This is a genomic window from Streptomyces sp. CG 926, assembly GCF_003148825.1.
In the GTDB taxonomy this organism is placed as follows: Bacteria; Actinomycetota; Actinomycetes; order Streptomycetales; family Streptomycetaceae; genus Streptomyces.
This window is the reverse complement of the sequence record NZ_QGGZ01000014.1, coordinates 145,069-158,821: the sequence shown is the minus strand read 5'-3', so window position 1 is coordinate 158,821 and position 13,753 is coordinate 145,069. Positions and strand designations below refer to the sequence as shown.

Here is a 13,753-nt window from a genome sequence, read left to right as displayed (position 1 = left end):
TCGACGACGACGGGTTCGACCTGTCCCATGGGCAGGGAGGCGTTCAGGATCGTCGAGCAGATCGTCGGCACGAGATCCCGGCCGAGCGAAGAGACACGCTTCAGCGGTGCCGGGCCAGGCTGTGGAGCAGGACGAGGAGAGCGAACGCGATGACGGCCAGATGGAGCCAGGCCGGGCCGGGCGCCGGGGTCATGGCCAGGGAGTCGTGCGCGTGAGATGTCATACCGCGCGCCTGCCCCCGCCGCGCCGAACGAAGCTCCCGTACAGGCACAGGCACAGGCACGCGTACGAGGGACGACCGGGGCGCGGGCGCGAGGCGGCCCGGCCCGGTCACAGGCCCGTGGACCTGCCCGACGTCAGCCGCGATGCCTCGATCTCGGCCCAGACGGCCTTGCCGTTCTCGTGGGTGTGCGTGCCCCAGCGGTCGGAGACGCGTTCCACGATGTAGAGGCCGTGGCCGCCGGGAAGCCCACGCTGCGGCGACGGGTGCTTCCGGGGCGGTGTCGTCGTGCCGTCGAAGACCTCGACCCGCAGGACCTCACCGGCCGAGAGTGCGAGCTCGACGCAACCACCCGCGTGCAGGGTCGCATTGGTCAGCAGCTCGGACACGAGCAGCAGGGCGTCTTCGGAGGTTTCGGTCCCGCTCCAGCCCCAGTCGAGCAGGGCCTGGCGTGCGAAGTCGCGGCCCTTGGCCACGGGTCCGCGTACGCCGGCCAGGGCGAGCCGACGGCGCTGCCCGGCGACGGACAGCCCGGCAGGCCTACGATCGCCGGCTTCCGGCCCGATCGTTTCCACTGTGGTCTCTCACCCCCACCATTGATATTGGTCTCTGTTCGCGGGAACGAACAGGCCGCCCCGTGGGGCCGAGGACATCCGATCCGAGCGTGCGAGTGACAGTCTAAGGGGACGCCGGTCGCTCAGGAGGCTGTCATGTGCAGTCTCAGCGTGAGGCCGCTGTCCGAGGCCCGGATCTCCACCAGATCGCACAGCTGGTGGATCATCCACAGGCCGCGCCCGCCGTCGACCGAGGCCAGCGCGGGGCGCCGGCGCCCCGCCAGCGGGTCGGCGAGGTGACCGCCGTCGCGGATCTCCGCGACGACACCGGCACCCGTACCGGCACCGGCACCGGCCTCGGCGGTGCTCCACAGCCGGAGCGCGCCGCTCCCGCCCCCGTGGGCCAGGGAGTTGGCGGCGGCCTCGCTGACCGCCAGGAGGAGGTCGCCGCGCCGTGCCGCGCCCAGGTCCGTGCCGTGGGACCAGGCCTCGACGAACGCGCGCACCTCGCCCAGCTCGCCGTGGGTGTAGGAGAGCCAGGGCGTACCGCCGTCGGGGTCGGGTAGCGGGTCGTCGCAGTCGGCGCACACCGCCGAGGCGTCCGCGTACTCCGGGCTGAGCAGGGACTTGTCGTCCTCCAGCAGCGTGGGATGCGTACGCCGGGCATCGGACACCACGGCCGCCGGCAGGCCGAGGACGTCGTACGGGCACAGCACGGTGGCCGGCCGGCCGGCGAAGGCGGTGTTGATGAGCGCCTCGTGCCGCGTGGCCTCCCGTACCTCGGCCCGTGAGCGGCCGGGCCAGATCGGCTCGCCTACGATCCGGGCCGCCCGGCCGGCGTGCCGGTCGGCGAAGTCCTGCAGGGCGGCCAGGATGCGGCCGGGATTGCGACCCAGCTGCGTCATGTCCGTCCAAGTGACCCCGGTCGTGCCCGCGCCGAGGTCCTCGCGCAGGGCATCCAGCCGCGGACCGGGTACGGCCACGAGCACCGGCTCGTCGGCCGCGAGGGCGGTACGTACGAACCCTCCCACCCCTGCCAGGTAGTCCGCCTGCCCCCGGTAGAAGAGGGCGGGGTGGACGAAGGCCTCGGAGGCGCCGGACGCAGAAAGATTGATCATGCTGCGACCTCCAGCGCGGCACATTCGTCCGGGAACAACTCCACGAGCTTGCGGAGCGAGTATGGCGGGTGGTGGAGCAGCAGGCGACGTCCCTGGCCGGTGACGGTGGCGTTGGCCCGCACCAGGGCGGCGACGGCGGCCGCGTCGAGGAAGCCCACGGCGGACAGGTCGAGGTGGACGACCGGCCCGGGTATCCGGATGACGACGCCGAGCGCCGCCCACAGGATCTGCCGGGTGTCCAGGTCGCAGCTGCCCCTGAGCAGCGCACCGGGGCGGTCGCGCAGCGGCTGGGCGGTCAGCATCGCGACCGTACCCGCCCGGACGTGCGCGCACCGCAGGACCGCGTCCGCCCACATCGCGTCGTCGTACAGCGCCTGCGCGCCGACGGACGCGATGGGCGGCACGGGCGGGACGGGTCCGTCGTTCCGGTGTGGTGAGGGCATGCGCGCTGCCTACACCGAGAGCATTCCGGCACGCAGCCGGGTCAGGGTCCGGGAGAGCAGGCGCGAGACCTGCATCTGCGAGATGCCGAGTTCCGCACCGATCTCCGCCTGTGTCTTGTCCTCGGCGAAGCGCAGCCGCAGGATCCGCCGATCGCGCTCGTCCAGCTGCTCCAGCAGCGGCGCGAGGGTGTGGAACTCCTCGAAGAGCTCCATGGCGGGGTCCACCTCGCCGAGGCGGTCCGCCAGCGGGCGGGTCGTCCGGCTCGTCGACGTCGACGGCTCGTCGCCCTCGGCGCTGGTGTCCAGGGAACCGCTCGTGTAGCCGTTCGCGGCGACCAGCCCTTCGATGACCTCGTCCTCGGTCAGTTCGAGGTGCTGGGCGACCTCCTTGACCGTGGGGGACCGACCGAGGACGTCGGTCAGTGCCTCCTGGGCCTTGGCCAGCTCCGTACGCCGTTCCTGCAGCCGGCGCGGAACGTGCACCGCCCAGGTGGTGTCACGGAAGTACCGCTTGATCTCGCCCGTGATGTACGGGAGGGCGAGAGTGGAGAACTCGACCTCACGCTCGGGCTCGTAGCGGTCGATGGCCTTGATGAGACCGATGGTCCCCACCTGGATGATGTCGTCCATGTCCAGACCGCCGCCCATCACGCGGGCGCGGAAGCGCCGGGCGGCGAACTGGACGAGCGACAGGTTCATCTCGATCAGGGTGTTGCGGGCGTACTGGTACTCGCGCGTGCCCTCCTCCAGGGTGGCGAGCCTGAGGAAGAAGAGCTTCGAGAGCTGGCGCGCGTCGGAAGGCGCCATCTCCCGGGCGTTCTTCACCTCGGGCAGCTCCACGTCCCACTGAGGGGCTTCCACGCTGCCGGACGCAGCGGGCGGAGCGGGCGTCATGTGCGCGTCTGCTGCACGAATGGGGCTTGTGACGGTGGCCGAGCGAGACATGATGGCCGTTCCCTCCCGATTGACTGACGGCTGCTCGGGCGCTTGTGCCCCCACTTCGATCTCTTACACGCTCTGAGCGAAAAACTTTTTTGCGCGGCCGCCGATGAGGTGGCGCCGGCCTCCGGGCGCGTGTGCCGCGGGCCTTGGTGCCCTCGACCGGTCGAGGAACAGGCATACTCCCTTGCGGAAGCCGTACAGGTGACGATGGTGACGATCCGGGGAGGCGGACATGGCCGGAGCAGGGGACGCGTACCAGGAAGGCGTCGTCGGGAACAGCTACCTGGCGGGGGCCGGCTGGGTGGTGGCGGCGCACGGGGAGTTGGACCAGGACACGCTGGCCCCGCTCGAGGAGGCGCTCGCCTCCGCCGCGGATCGGCACCGGCTGGTGGTCCTGGACGCGGGTTCCATCACCTTCGGCGACTCCTCCTTCCTGAACCTGCTGCTGCGGCTGCACCACCTCACCACGCTGCGCATCGCCGCCCCCGGCGAGCAACTCCGCCGTCTCTTCGCCCTGACGGGCGCCGATACGGTCCTCTCCGTGCACCCGAGCGTCGAGGACGCCGTCGGCGGGTCGTGACCGCGGGGCCTGACCGCGGGGCTTGACCGGAGTGCCGGCAGCACCGCACCCGGTCCTCGCTCCCTCTCGCCCTCGGCATCGCCCTCCTCCCCGTCCCGGCCTCGTCCGCCGGGACCCCATCGGACACCGTGACCGGGGGACCGGGTGACCCATCGACCCGGGCGACGGGTCGACCGGGTGATCGCGCCCGCGTCCGTCGGCGATAACCTTCATCACCGGTCGTGCATCTACGCCGGATCCCCCGGCCGGGCCGAGGGATCCGGTGCGCACCCCTGTCACGTCCTGTCCCGTGCGCCGGCACGGTCGTTGTCTAGAGTGAGGTTGGCGGATGGCTGAGCGGACGGGTACGGAGGCACCGGGCGGGTCACCGGCGCTCCCGGGCGAGGACCGGATCGGCGAATCGGAGCTGCGCCAGCTGCTGGCCGGCCTGACGGCCGTACGCGACGGGGACTTCCGTACCAGGCTGCCCGACACCGGGGACGGGCTGCTCGGCGAGATCGCCACCGTGTTCAACGGGATGGCCGACCAACTGTCCCTGTTCACGTCCGAGGTGACACGGGTGGCCCGCGAGGTGGGCACCGAGGGGACCCTCGGGGGCCAGGCGGACGTACCGGGAGTCGGGGGCGCCTGGTTGGACCTGACGGATTCGGTCAATTTCATGGCCGGAAACCTCACGGCCCAGGTACGTTCCATCGCCCAGGTCGCCACGGCCGTGGCCAAGGGCGACCTCTCGCAGAAGATCAACGTCACCGCGCGCGGGGAGATCCTGGAGCTGAAGGAAACCATCAACACGATGGTCGACCAGCTCTCCGCCTTCGCCGGAGAGGTCACCCGGGTCGCCCGCGAGGTCGGCACCGAGGGCCGACTCGGCGGTCAGGCGGACGTCAAGGGCGTGTCCGGTACCTGGAAGGACCTGACGGAGTCGGTCAATGTCATGGCCGACAACCTGACCGCCCAGGTGCGCTCGATCGCGGAGGTCACCACGGCGGTGGCCCAGGGCGATCTGACGCAGAAGATCCGGGTGGACGCGCGCGGGGAGATCCTGGAGCTGAAGGAGACCATCAACACGATGGTCGACCAGCTCTCCGCCTTCGCCGACGAGGTGACGCGGGTGGCCCGCGAGGTCGGCACCGAGGGCAACCTGGGTGGTCAGGCCACGGTCCGCGGGGTGTCGGGCACCTGGAAGGACCTCACCGACAACGTCAACGTCATGGCGTCCAACCTGACCGGCCAGGTGCGGTCCATCGCCCAGGTGGCCACCGCCGTCGCCCGCGGCGACCTCTCGCAGAAGATCATGGTGGAGGCGAAGGGCGAGGTCGCCGCGCTGGCCGGCGTCATCAACACGATGGTCGACACGCTGTCCGCGTTCGCCGACGAGGTGACCCGGGTGGCCCGGGAGGTCGGTACCGAGGGCCGCCTCGGCGGCCAGGCGCAGGTTCCCCACGTCGCGGGCACCTGGAAAGACCTCACCGACAACGTCAACTCCATGGCGAACAACCTCACCGGCCAGGTCCGCAACATCGCCCTCGTCACGACGGCCGTCGCCAACGGCGACCTGTCCAAGAAGATCGACGTGGACGCCCGCGGCGAGATCCTGGAGCTGAAGACCACCATCAACACGATGGTCGACCAGCTGTCCTCCTTCGCCGCCGAGGTCACCCGCGTGGCCCGCGAGGTCGGCAGCGAGGGCCGGCTCGGCGGCCAGGCCGAGGTCGAGGGCGTCTCCGGCACCTGGAAGCGACTCACCGAGAACGTCAACGAGCTGGCCGGCAACCTCACCCGCCAGGTCCGGGCCATCGCCGAGGTCGCGAGCGCGGTCGCCGAGGGCGACCTGACCCGCTCCATCACCGTCGACGCCTCGGGTGAGGTCGCCGAACTCAAGGACAACATCAACTCCATGGTCGGTTCGCTGCGGGAGACCACCCGGGCCAACCAGGAGCAGGACTGGCTCAAGTCCAACTTGGCCCGCATCTCCGGACTGATGCAGGGCCACCGCGACCTCGCCGCCGTCGCCGAACTCGTCATGGACGAACTGACCCCGCTCGTCGCCGCCCAGTACGGGGCCTTCTACCTCGCCGAGGACGGCCCCGGCGGCCCCCGGCTCATCCTGGTCGGCTCCTACGGCCGCCCCGCCGGCGCCGGTCAGGGCACCGGCTTCGCCTTCGGGGAGTCCCTCGTCGGACAGGCCGCGCGCAGCCACCGGATCATCGCCACCGACCAGGTTCCCGGCGGCTACGTCATCTCCTCGGGGCTCGGCCACACCACCCCGGGCAGCCTGATCATCCTGCCGATCGTCGTGGAGGACCAGGTCCTCGGCGTGATCGAACTCGCCTCCTTCTCCGCCTTCACCCCCGTACACCGGGACTTCCTCGGCCAGCTGATGGAGACCATCGGCGTCAACCTCAACACCATCGTCGCCAACGCCCGTACCGACGAACTCCTGGAGGAGTCCCAGCGGCTGACCGGGGAGCTCCAGGCGCGTTCGGAGGAACTGCAGGTCCAGCAGGTGGAACTGCAGCGTTCCAACGCGGAGCTGGAGGAGAAGGCGGCCCTCCTCGCCAGCCAGAACAGCGACATCGAGGCCAAGAACCTGGAGATCGAACAGGCCCGGCAGGAACTGGAGGACCGGGCCCGACAGCTGTCGCGCGCCTCCACCTACAAGTCCGAGTTCCTGGCCAACATGAGCCACGAGCTGCGGACCCCGCTCAACAGCCTCCTCATCCTGGCCCAGCTGCTCGCCCAGAACCCGACCCGCAACCTCTCCCCGAAGCAGGTCGAGTACGCAGGCATCATCCACTCGGCGGGCTCCGACCTGCTGCAGCTGATCAACGACATCCTCGACCTCTCGAAGGTCGAGGCGGGGAAGATGGACGTCAACCCCGAGCGGGTGGACCTGCCGCAGCTGCTGGAGTACGTCGACGCCACCTTCCGGCCGATGACCACGCAGAAGAGCCTCGACTTCACCGTCACCACCGCCCCCGACGCCCCGACCGACCTGCTCACCGACGACGCCCGGCTGCGCCAGATCCTGCGCAACCTGATCTCCAACGCCGTCAAGTTCACCGAGCGCGGCGGTGTCGAACTGCGGATCGAACCCGCCGCGGGGCCCGAGGTCCCCGTGGGGCTCCCCGGCCGCGCGCCCATGCTCGCCTTCCGGGTACGGGACACCGGCATCGGCATCCCGGAGCAGCAGCTGGAATCCGTCTTCGGCGCCTTCCAGCAGGCCGACGGCACCACCAGCCGCAAGTACGGCGGCACCGGGCTCGGGCTCTCCATCAGCCGCGAGATCGCCCAACTCCTCGGCGGCGCCGTCACCGCCGAGAGCACACCGGGGCAGGGCAGCACCTTCACCCTCTTCCTGCCGGTCAGCCGGGCGCACTACGAGGAGGAGCCGCTCCCCGAGGCCGCCGCGGCGGCCCCGCCCACCGCCACCGCCGGGCGCCCCGTACCGACCGCCGCCGCGGGCGCGACCGCTCCCGTTCCGCCGCAGCGGCGGCCCCGCCGCCTCCTGGTGATCGAGGAGCGCCCCAACGGCCTGCTCTCCCTCGTCGCCGAGAGCGCCGACCGGGACCTCACCCCCGACCACCGGCCGCCCGGCGACCACCACGAGGGCGTCCAGGTGATCAACGCCACGAGCTCGCGGGACGCCGCCGCGGCCCTGGCCTCGCACTCCTTCCACTGCGTCGTCCTCGAACTCGACATGCCCGGCGGCGAGGCCCTGCGCTTCCTCGACGCGCTCGACGGAGACCCGGCGCTCTCCTCCCTCCCGGTCCTCGCGCACAACAACCCCCGCCTGAAGACCGGACAGGAACGGGCCCTGCGCGACCGTGCCGCGTCGCGCCGACTGGAACTGCTGTCGAGTCTCGACGAGCTACGGGAACGCATCGTGCTGCACCTGTCCGCAGAGCGGCCCGGGGACGTACTGCCCCTCGTCCACGCGGAGACCCAGGACCGCCAGACCACCCATCCGCTCGACGACGACCTGGCCGGCCGCACCGTCCTCGTCGTCGACGACGACGCGCGCAACCTGTACGCCCTCAGCGGCGTGCTGGAACTGCACGGTGTCCGCGTGCTCCACGCGGAGGACGGCCGCAAGGGAATCGACACCCTCGTCCGCAACGACGGCGTCGACCTGATCCTGATGGACGTGATGATGCCCGAACTCGACGGCTACGCCGCGACCGCCGAGATCCGCCGGATGCCGGCCTACGCGGGGCTGCCCATCATCGCGGTCACCGCCAAGGCGATGCCCGGCGACCGCGAGAAGAGTCTCGCCGCGGGAGCCAGCGACTACGTGACCAAGCCCGTCGACGCCGACGACCTCATCGCCCGCGTCCGCCACTGGCTCATCGGATGACCCCCGACACCCAGCGGCCCGACGACACCCGCTCGCCCGCGGTGCTCGCCGAGGAGCCGCCGCGCAAGACCGTCCCGCAGCAGGCGCAGACCCCGCTGGGGCGCCTGGTCGCCACCGTCGAACGGCTCCGCCGCGAGGTGCGGGAGGCACACGCCGCCGCGGACGGCAGGGCCCTGATCGAACTGGCCAAGGGCATCCTGATCGGCCGGCTCGACTGCACCCCCGCCGCGGCGGCGCGTCAGCTCGACGAGCTCTCCCGCGAGACCGGGCTGTCCTCGCTCGAACTCGCCGCCGACATCGTCAACCAGGCCTCCCGCGACCACGTCAGCGAGGTCGCCGCCGCGTTCGCCCGGCGCACCGGCACGCCGGAACCGGACGAGGGCTCCACCACGCTCTCGGTGCGCCTGCGTACCGCGGAGAGCGGGGTACTGGCCGCAGCCGACGACACCCAGGCGGTGGCCGAGTCCCTCCTGACGAACGCCCTCGGACCCCTGGGCGCGGACGCCGTCGCCGTCTGGAGCGCCGCCCCCGACGGCTCGCTGGCCCTCGCGGGCCACGCCGGCTTCCCGCCCGGCGAAGCCGCGCGCTGGCGGCACGTCCCCCCGGGCGTCTCCACCGTCGCCCGCCTCGCGCTGCAGGAGCGCCGACTGGTCACCGTCGCCCGGAGCCGGCACGACGGACCTCCCTCGATCGGCCACCTCCAGCGGCCCGACGGCGGCCGGATGGCCGTACCGGCCGGGACCGGCGGACGGATCCACGGCGTCCTCGAAATCTGCTGGCCGCACCCCCTCGCGCCGCAACCCCCGCAGATCGAGCGCCAGGTGGAGGCCCTCGCCGAACTCTGCGCCCGCACCATGGACGCCGCGCCCACGGCCGATCCCGGCGCACTCGACGCGGTGCTCCCGGACGTCGCCGAGCTGATCGACCTCTCCGAGGGCCTGCACGACCCCGCCGTGGTCCTCACCCCGGTGCTCGACCACGACGGGCGGCTCACCGACTTCCGTATCCGCCACGCGAGCAGCCGCTTCGTCGATCCCGCCGGGCGGCCGCGCGGCGACGTGAACGGCGCGCGCCTGCTGGAGGCCTACCCGATGGCCGGGGGCGAGAGCGGCCTCTTCGACATCGTCGAGCGCGTGCACGCGACGGGCGAGCCCTTCCGCGCCGAACGCATGAGCCTGACCGCGCTCGTCGACCAGATCCCCCTCACCTCCGTCGCGGACATCAGCGTCAGCCGGCACGGGGCCGCCGTCCTGCTGATCTGGCGCGTCGAGGACGAGACGGCACGACTGGCCGACCTCCTCCAGCACGCCCAGCGCCTGGGCCGGATCGGCGGCTTCGAGGAGAACCTCGCCACCGGCGACATCACCTGGAACGCGCAGCTGTACGCGCTCCACGGCCTGCCGACCACCGCCGCACCCGTACGGCTACGGGAACTGCCCGGCTACGCCCACCCCGACGACTCCGCCGCCCTGGCCCGCTTCCTCCGGGCCGTGCTGCGCTACCGCCGGCCGGCCTCCGTCAACCTGCGTCTGCGCAGGTCCGACGGCATCACCCGGCACATCCGCGTCGTCGCGGAGCCCGTCCTCGACGCCGACCAGCGGCTCCACGCCGTCCGGGGCGCCTACCAGGACATCTCCGCGCAGCACTGGACCGAGGTCGCCCTGGCCGCGACCCGGGACCAACTCGCCCACAGCGAGGCCGAATCCGCCGAGCGCAACCGCCTCGCCCTGCAGCTCCAGCACGCGATCATGCCCCCCACCCCGCCGGCCGTCGAGGCCCCCGGCGTGCGCGTGGCCGTCCGCTACCGGCCCGCGGAGACCGAGTCGCTCGTCGGTGGAGACTGGTACGACACGGTGGTCCTGCCCTCCGGTCTGGTCATGCTCTCCGTGGGCGACGTCGCCGGACACGGCATCGAGGCGGCCACCGGCATGGTCGTCCTGCGCAACGCGCTGCGCGGCCTCGCCGTGACCGGAGCGGGCCCCGCCCAACTGCTGTCCTGGCTCAACACGGTCACCCACCATCTCGCCAAGCACGTGACGGCCACCGCGGTCTGCGGGATCTTCGACCCCAGCACCAGGGTCATGCGCTGGGCGCGCGCCGGGCACCTGCCACCCGTACTCGTCCGCGACGGCGAGGCGGAGGCCTTCCCGCTCATCGAGGGCCTGCTCCTCGGCGCGCTCCCCGAGGTGACGTACGCCGAGCGGGAGGTCCGGCTGGAACCGGACGACGTCCTGCTGATGTACACGGACGGACTGGTGGAGCGGCGGGACTCCTCGGTGCAGGACTCCCTCGGCCACCTCATGCACGCGGCGGCCGCCTGCGCCGGAGACCTGGACCGGCAGTTGGACCGACTCCTGGCCGAGAGCCGGTCCGACACCGACGACGACACCTGCGTCATCGGCATCCAGGTCGGCTGACACGACCGGGCACCCGCCTAGGCCGTCTCTTCCGGATCTTGCCGGGCCCGCGACGCCCGGCACCGCACCTCGCCGTGTTGTCGGGGCGCCCGAGTACGTCCAGTACACGGGCGCCCCTCCGCCTTGCGAGGCACGGCACCGGACGCCGCGGGCCTGACCGGCAAGATCCGAAAGAGACGGCCTGGTGCCGTGACCGGAAAGGTTCACCGGGTCGCGACGCCCGGCACGGCACCTCGCCGCGCTGTCGGACCACGCAAGTACGTCCGGTACGAGCCGTGGCCCTCCGCCTTGCGATGCACCACACCGGACGCCGCAACCCGGCAAAGCTTTCCGGCCACAGCACTAGACTCGGCCCGTGATCACCCATCGCATCGTCCGGACCTGGGAGGTCCTGCCCCACGACGGGTACTCGACCGCCTGGGCGGAGCTCACCGGGCGCCGGCTCGGCGCACGCGGGCGGGCCGTCGGCCTGCTGCCCGAGCCGTACTGGGTGACGTACACGCTGGAGACCGGCGAGGAGTACGTGACCTCGCGCCTGCACGTCACCGTGGACACCGCGGGTACCGGGGACACCGCGGAGGGCGGGGTCGCCGGGGTCGCGACCCGGAGTCTCGACCTCCGCAACGACGGGGGCCGTTGGACCGTGGACGGCACGCACCGCCCCGACCTCGACGGCGCGCTCGACTGCGACCTGGGGCTGTGCCCGCTCACCAACACCATGCCGGTCCTGCGCCACGACCTGCACCGACGGCCGGGCAGTGGCCCCCACGACTTCCTCATGGCCTGGGTCTCGGTACCCGATCTGGCGGTCAGCGCGAACCGGCAGACGTACACGCCGCTCGCGCGCGGCGGGCAGGGCACGCGGGTCCGCTTCTCGTCCGGCGACTTCCACAGCGACATCGAGTTCGACGAGCGGGGACTGGTCCTCGACTACCCCGAACTGGCGACCGCCCTCACCCGCTGACGGGTACGACGGACGGCGCCGGGAGGAGCCGGCGGGCCGTGTTAGCGTGCGGTCATGCGCGCTCCCATCGGGTCCTTCGACAACGCGGTGCCGGCTCCCGACTGCCTGGCGGAGCTCACCCAGCCGGTCGCCGAAGCGGTCCGTGGCTGGGCCGGGGACGTGCCCGCGGACCGGATCGTCTACGTGGACACCGACCCCGCGATCGCCGACACCGGCGCCTTCGTCGCGCACTACGGGCCGGAACTCCTCGGCGCGTCGGCGAACTGCGTGGTGGTCGCCGCCAAGCGCGGTGGCGCGGTCACCCTCGCCGCCTGCCTGGTGCCCTCCGCCGGCCGGGTCGACGTCAACGGCGCCGTCCGCCGCCACCTGGGCGCGCGCAAGGTGTCCTTCGCGCCGATGGAGACGGCCGTGGAGCTGACGGGCATGGAGTACGGGGGCATCACCCCGCTCGGCCTGCCGGCCGACTGGCCGCTCCTGGTGGACGCGGCCGTCGCCGACATGCCGTACGTACTCGTCGGCAGCGGCCGCCGGCGCGGCAAGCTCATCGCCCCCGGGAAGCTGTTCGCGCAGATCCCCGGGGCCGAACTCATCGAGGGCCTCGCGCTCCTCTGACGCCCGGGCTCAGGCGATCCCGACGGTGTACGCGGCGCGGTAGCCCGCCCCGTCGGGGACGAGGGGCAGCGTCATCGCGGCCCCGGCGGCGCGGTAGCGGCTGTCGCGGGCGTTGGGGTGCTTCGGCGCGCGGCGCTCCGTGTAGGGCGGGCGCGCGTACACCTGGACCAGCAGGTCCTCGGGGAAGAAGAACTGCGAGGTGGTCTCGGTGCCGCGGTCGGGACGCACCTTGAAGTGGATGTGCGGTGCCAACCCGGCGTACCAGCCGGGCACGATCGTGCGGAACGTACCGCGGCCGGCGCCATCCGTGACCTGCGTTCCGCGCAGGAACGAAGCGGCACCGGTGGAGTAGACGCCCGCGGCGTCGGCGTGCCAAATGTCGACCGCGGCGTCCGTGAGGGGCCGGCAGCCGGCCGAGACCCGCACGACGGTGAGGTCGAGCCGGAACGGCACTCCCTTGCGGCCCTCGGTGATGTCGGAGCGGACCCGGTCCAGGTCGAGGTAGTACGGGCCGGCGCCCGCCTCGACGGCGAGAACGCAGGCCGGGGTGCTACCGGGTGAGGGAGCCACGGTCGGCGAGGCGGAAGGCTGTCCCGCCGCCCCCCGGGTCGTGGCCGGGCCGGCGCAGGCCGCCGTCAACGCCGTGACCCCGACCGATCCGGCGGCCAGCAGGAGGGCACGGCGGCTGGTCGGGGAACTGCCGTTCTCGGTCATGCGGACCTCTCTGGTGCGGCGCGACCCTCGCACGGGACGCGCGACGGCCACCGATCGCGCCCACCGTGCCGGACGGAAGGCGTCCCGGCCACCACCGACACACCCGGCCGGGCAGACCGCACCGACGTGGGGGATCGCCACCCGAACGAGGACACGTTCTGACCTCGTTCACGCCTACGGTGGTGCTGTCGCGAGGAGCGGCAGGAACAGGAAAAGGAAAGGACAGGAGGAGGCCGATGGACCACTTCGCCCCCGAGGGGTACACCAGCGTCGCGCCGTGGGTCGTCACCGACGACACGGGCGCACTGCTCGACTTCATCACCGCGGCGTTCGACGGCGAGGAGATCGCCCGGGTCGCCGTCGCGGACGGCAGCATCGGCCACGGCGAGATCCGGGTCGGCGACACGGTCGTGCTGGCCTTCGACCGGCGGCCCGACTGGCCGGCCATGCCCTCCATGTTGCGGATCTACGTGCGCGACGCGGAGGCCGCCATGGCCGCCGCCGTCGCCCACGGAGCCCGTGTGGTCACCGAGGCCTCGGACAGCGCGTGGGGGGACCGCGGGGGCCGGGTGAGGGACCCGTTCGGCAACATCTGGTGGGTGATGAGCCGGGTCGAGGAGGTCCCGCCGGACGAGGCCTGGCGGCGCATGTCCGAGCCGAAGTACGCGGCGTCCATGAGCATGGCCCAGCGGACCCTGGACGTCGAACTCGGTGGCCGCGCCTCGGGCGTGGCCAGTACGCCGCAGCGGCCGGCGGACTGAGGGGCGTCCGGGTCCGGCGGAAGGGGGGCTTCATGGTGGACGCGGCGATGGTCGCGCCGGCCGTCGTTCGG

At 72.3% G+C, this 13,753-nt stretch carries 12 protein-coding genes; 6 read left to right on the top strand and 6 right to left on the bottom strand.

All coding sequences use genetic code 11. The features are described from left to right. Positions 1 to 100: 100 nt before the first annotated feature. The 5 genes from BCL76_RS40100 to BCL76_RS32100 form a co-directional block, all read right to left on the bottom strand. Positions 101 to 223 (bottom strand): hypothetical protein, encoded by a 123-nt coding sequence (locus tag BCL76_RS40100; protein WP_258310022.1) that lies wholly within the window; start codon positions 221 to 223, stop codon positions 101 to 103. A 107-nt stretch (positions 224 to 330) separates the two neighbouring features. After that, the gene (locus BCL76_RS32115) at positions 331 to 795 is read right to left on the bottom strand and encodes an ATP-binding protein (RefSeq protein WP_109782869.1); all 465 of its coding nucleotides are present in this window, start codon (positions 793 to 795) and stop codon (positions 331 to 333) included. Between the two features lie 122 nt (positions 796 to 917). Next, a complete protein-coding gene (locus BCL76_RS32110; RefSeq protein ID WP_109782868.1) occupies positions 918 to 1,892 on the bottom strand; it encodes a sensor histidine kinase in 975 nt (324 codons plus the stop codon). Further along, the gene (locus BCL76_RS32105) at positions 1,889 to 2,335 is read right to left on the bottom strand and encodes an STAS domain-containing protein (protein WP_109782867.1); all 447 of its coding nucleotides are present in this window, start codon (positions 2,333 to 2,335) and stop codon (positions 1,889 to 1,891) included. Before BCL76_RS32105 ends, BCL76_RS32110 begins: the two co-directional genes overlap by 4 nt. Before the next feature lie 9 nt (positions 2,336 to 2,344). Beyond that, entirely contained in the window at positions 2,345 to 3,229 is an 885-nt protein-coding gene (locus tag BCL76_RS32100) for a SigB/SigF/SigG family RNA polymerase sigma factor (protein WP_258310021.1), read from the bottom strand. Positions 3,230 to 3,509: 280 nt separating this feature from the next. On the opposite strand from BCL76_RS32100, the gene BCL76_RS32095 reads away from it, so the two are divergent. The 5 genes from BCL76_RS32095 (at position 3,510) to BCL76_RS32075 (ending at position 12,207) form a co-directional block, all read left to right on the top strand. Beyond that, the gene (locus BCL76_RS32095; protein WP_109782865.1) at positions 3,510 to 3,857 is read left to right on the top strand and encodes an STAS domain-containing protein; all 348 of its coding nucleotides are present in this window, start codon (positions 3,510 to 3,512) and stop codon (positions 3,855 to 3,857) included. Between the two features lie 328 nt (positions 3,858 to 4,185). Beyond that, positions 4,186 to 8,214, top strand: coding sequence for a HAMP domain-containing protein (locus BCL76_RS32090; RefSeq protein WP_109782864.1), 4,029 nt, complete (start codon positions 4,186 to 4,188; stop codon positions 8,212 to 8,214). Next, positions 8,211 to 10,631 (top strand): SpoIIE family protein phosphatase, encoded by a 2,421-nt coding sequence (locus BCL76_RS32085; protein ID WP_109782863.1) that lies wholly within the window; start codon positions 8,211 to 8,213, stop codon positions 10,629 to 10,631. The genes BCL76_RS32090 and BCL76_RS32085 overlap by 4 nt, the downstream gene beginning before the upstream one ends. Before the next feature lie 355 nt (positions 10,632 to 10,986). Beyond that, positions 10,987 to 11,595, top strand: a complete 609-nt coding sequence (locus BCL76_RS32080) for a putative glycolipid-binding domain-containing protein (RefSeq protein WP_109782862.1) — start codon at positions 10,987 to 10,989, stop codon at positions 11,593 to 11,595. Between the two features lie 54 nt (positions 11,596 to 11,649). Continuing rightward, a complete protein-coding gene (locus BCL76_RS32075) occupies positions 11,650 to 12,207 on the top strand; it encodes a YbaK/EbsC family protein (RefSeq protein WP_109782861.1) in 558 nt (185 codons plus the stop codon). 9 nt (positions 12,208 to 12,216) lie between these two features. Here BCL76_RS32075 and BCL76_RS32070 read toward each other — a convergent pair whose 3' ends face one another. Next, positions 12,217 to 12,921 carry an intradiol ring-cleavage dioxygenase gene (locus BCL76_RS32070; protein ID WP_109782860.1) on the bottom strand — a complete coding sequence of 235 codons (705 nt, stop codon included), beginning with the start codon at positions 12,919 to 12,921 and terminating at the stop codon, positions 12,217 to 12,219. Positions 12,922 to 13,157: 236 nt separating this feature from the next. Between BCL76_RS32070 and BCL76_RS32065 the strand changes: the two genes are divergently transcribed. Further along, entirely contained in the window at positions 13,158 to 13,682 is a 525-nt protein-coding gene (locus tag BCL76_RS32065) for a VOC family protein (protein ID WP_109782859.1), read from the top strand. The last annotated feature ends 71 nt before the right edge of the window (positions 13,683 to 13,753 follow it).

Excerpts from the sequence above, each read along its gene's own strand:
- BCL76_RS40100 (WP_258310022.1), bottom strand. The coding sequence starts at position 223 with ATGACATCTCACGCGCACGACTCCCTGGCCATGACCCCGGCGCCCGGC.
- BCL76_RS32105 (WP_109782867.1), bottom strand. The coding sequence starts at position 2,335 with ATGCCCTCACCACACCGGAACGACGGACCCGTCCCGCCCGTGCCGCCC.
- BCL76_RS32075 (WP_109782861.1), top strand. The coding sequence starts at position 11,650 with ATGCGCGCTCCCATCGGGTCCTTCGACAACGCGGTGCCGGCTCCCGAC.
- BCL76_RS32070 (WP_109782860.1), bottom strand. The coding sequence starts at position 12,921 with ATGACCGAGAACGGCAGTTCCCCGACCAGCCGCCGTGCCCTCCTGCTG.
- BCL76_RS32065 (WP_109782859.1), top strand. The coding sequence starts at position 13,158 with ATGGACCACTTCGCCCCCGAGGGGTACACCAGCGTCGCGCCGTGGGTC.
- BCL76_RS32085 (WP_109782863.1), top strand. The coding sequence starts at position 8,211 with ATGACCCCCGACACCCAGCGGCCCGACGACACCCGCTCGCCCGCGGTG.
- BCL76_RS32095 (WP_109782865.1), top strand. The coding sequence starts at position 3,510 with ATGGCCGGAGCAGGGGACGCGTACCAGGAAGGCGTCGTCGGGAACAGC.
- BCL76_RS32110 (WP_109782868.1), bottom strand. The coding sequence starts at position 1,892 with ATGATCAATCTTTCTGCGTCCGGCGCCTCCGAGGCCTTCGTCCACCCC.
- BCL76_RS32100 (WP_258310021.1), bottom strand. The coding sequence starts at position 3,229 with ATGACGCCCGCTCCGCCCGCTGCGTCCGGCAGCGTGGAAGCCCCTCAG.
- BCL76_RS32090 (WP_109782864.1), top strand. The coding sequence starts at position 4,186 with ATGGCTGAGCGGACGGGTACGGAGGCACCGGGCGGGTCACCGGCGCTC.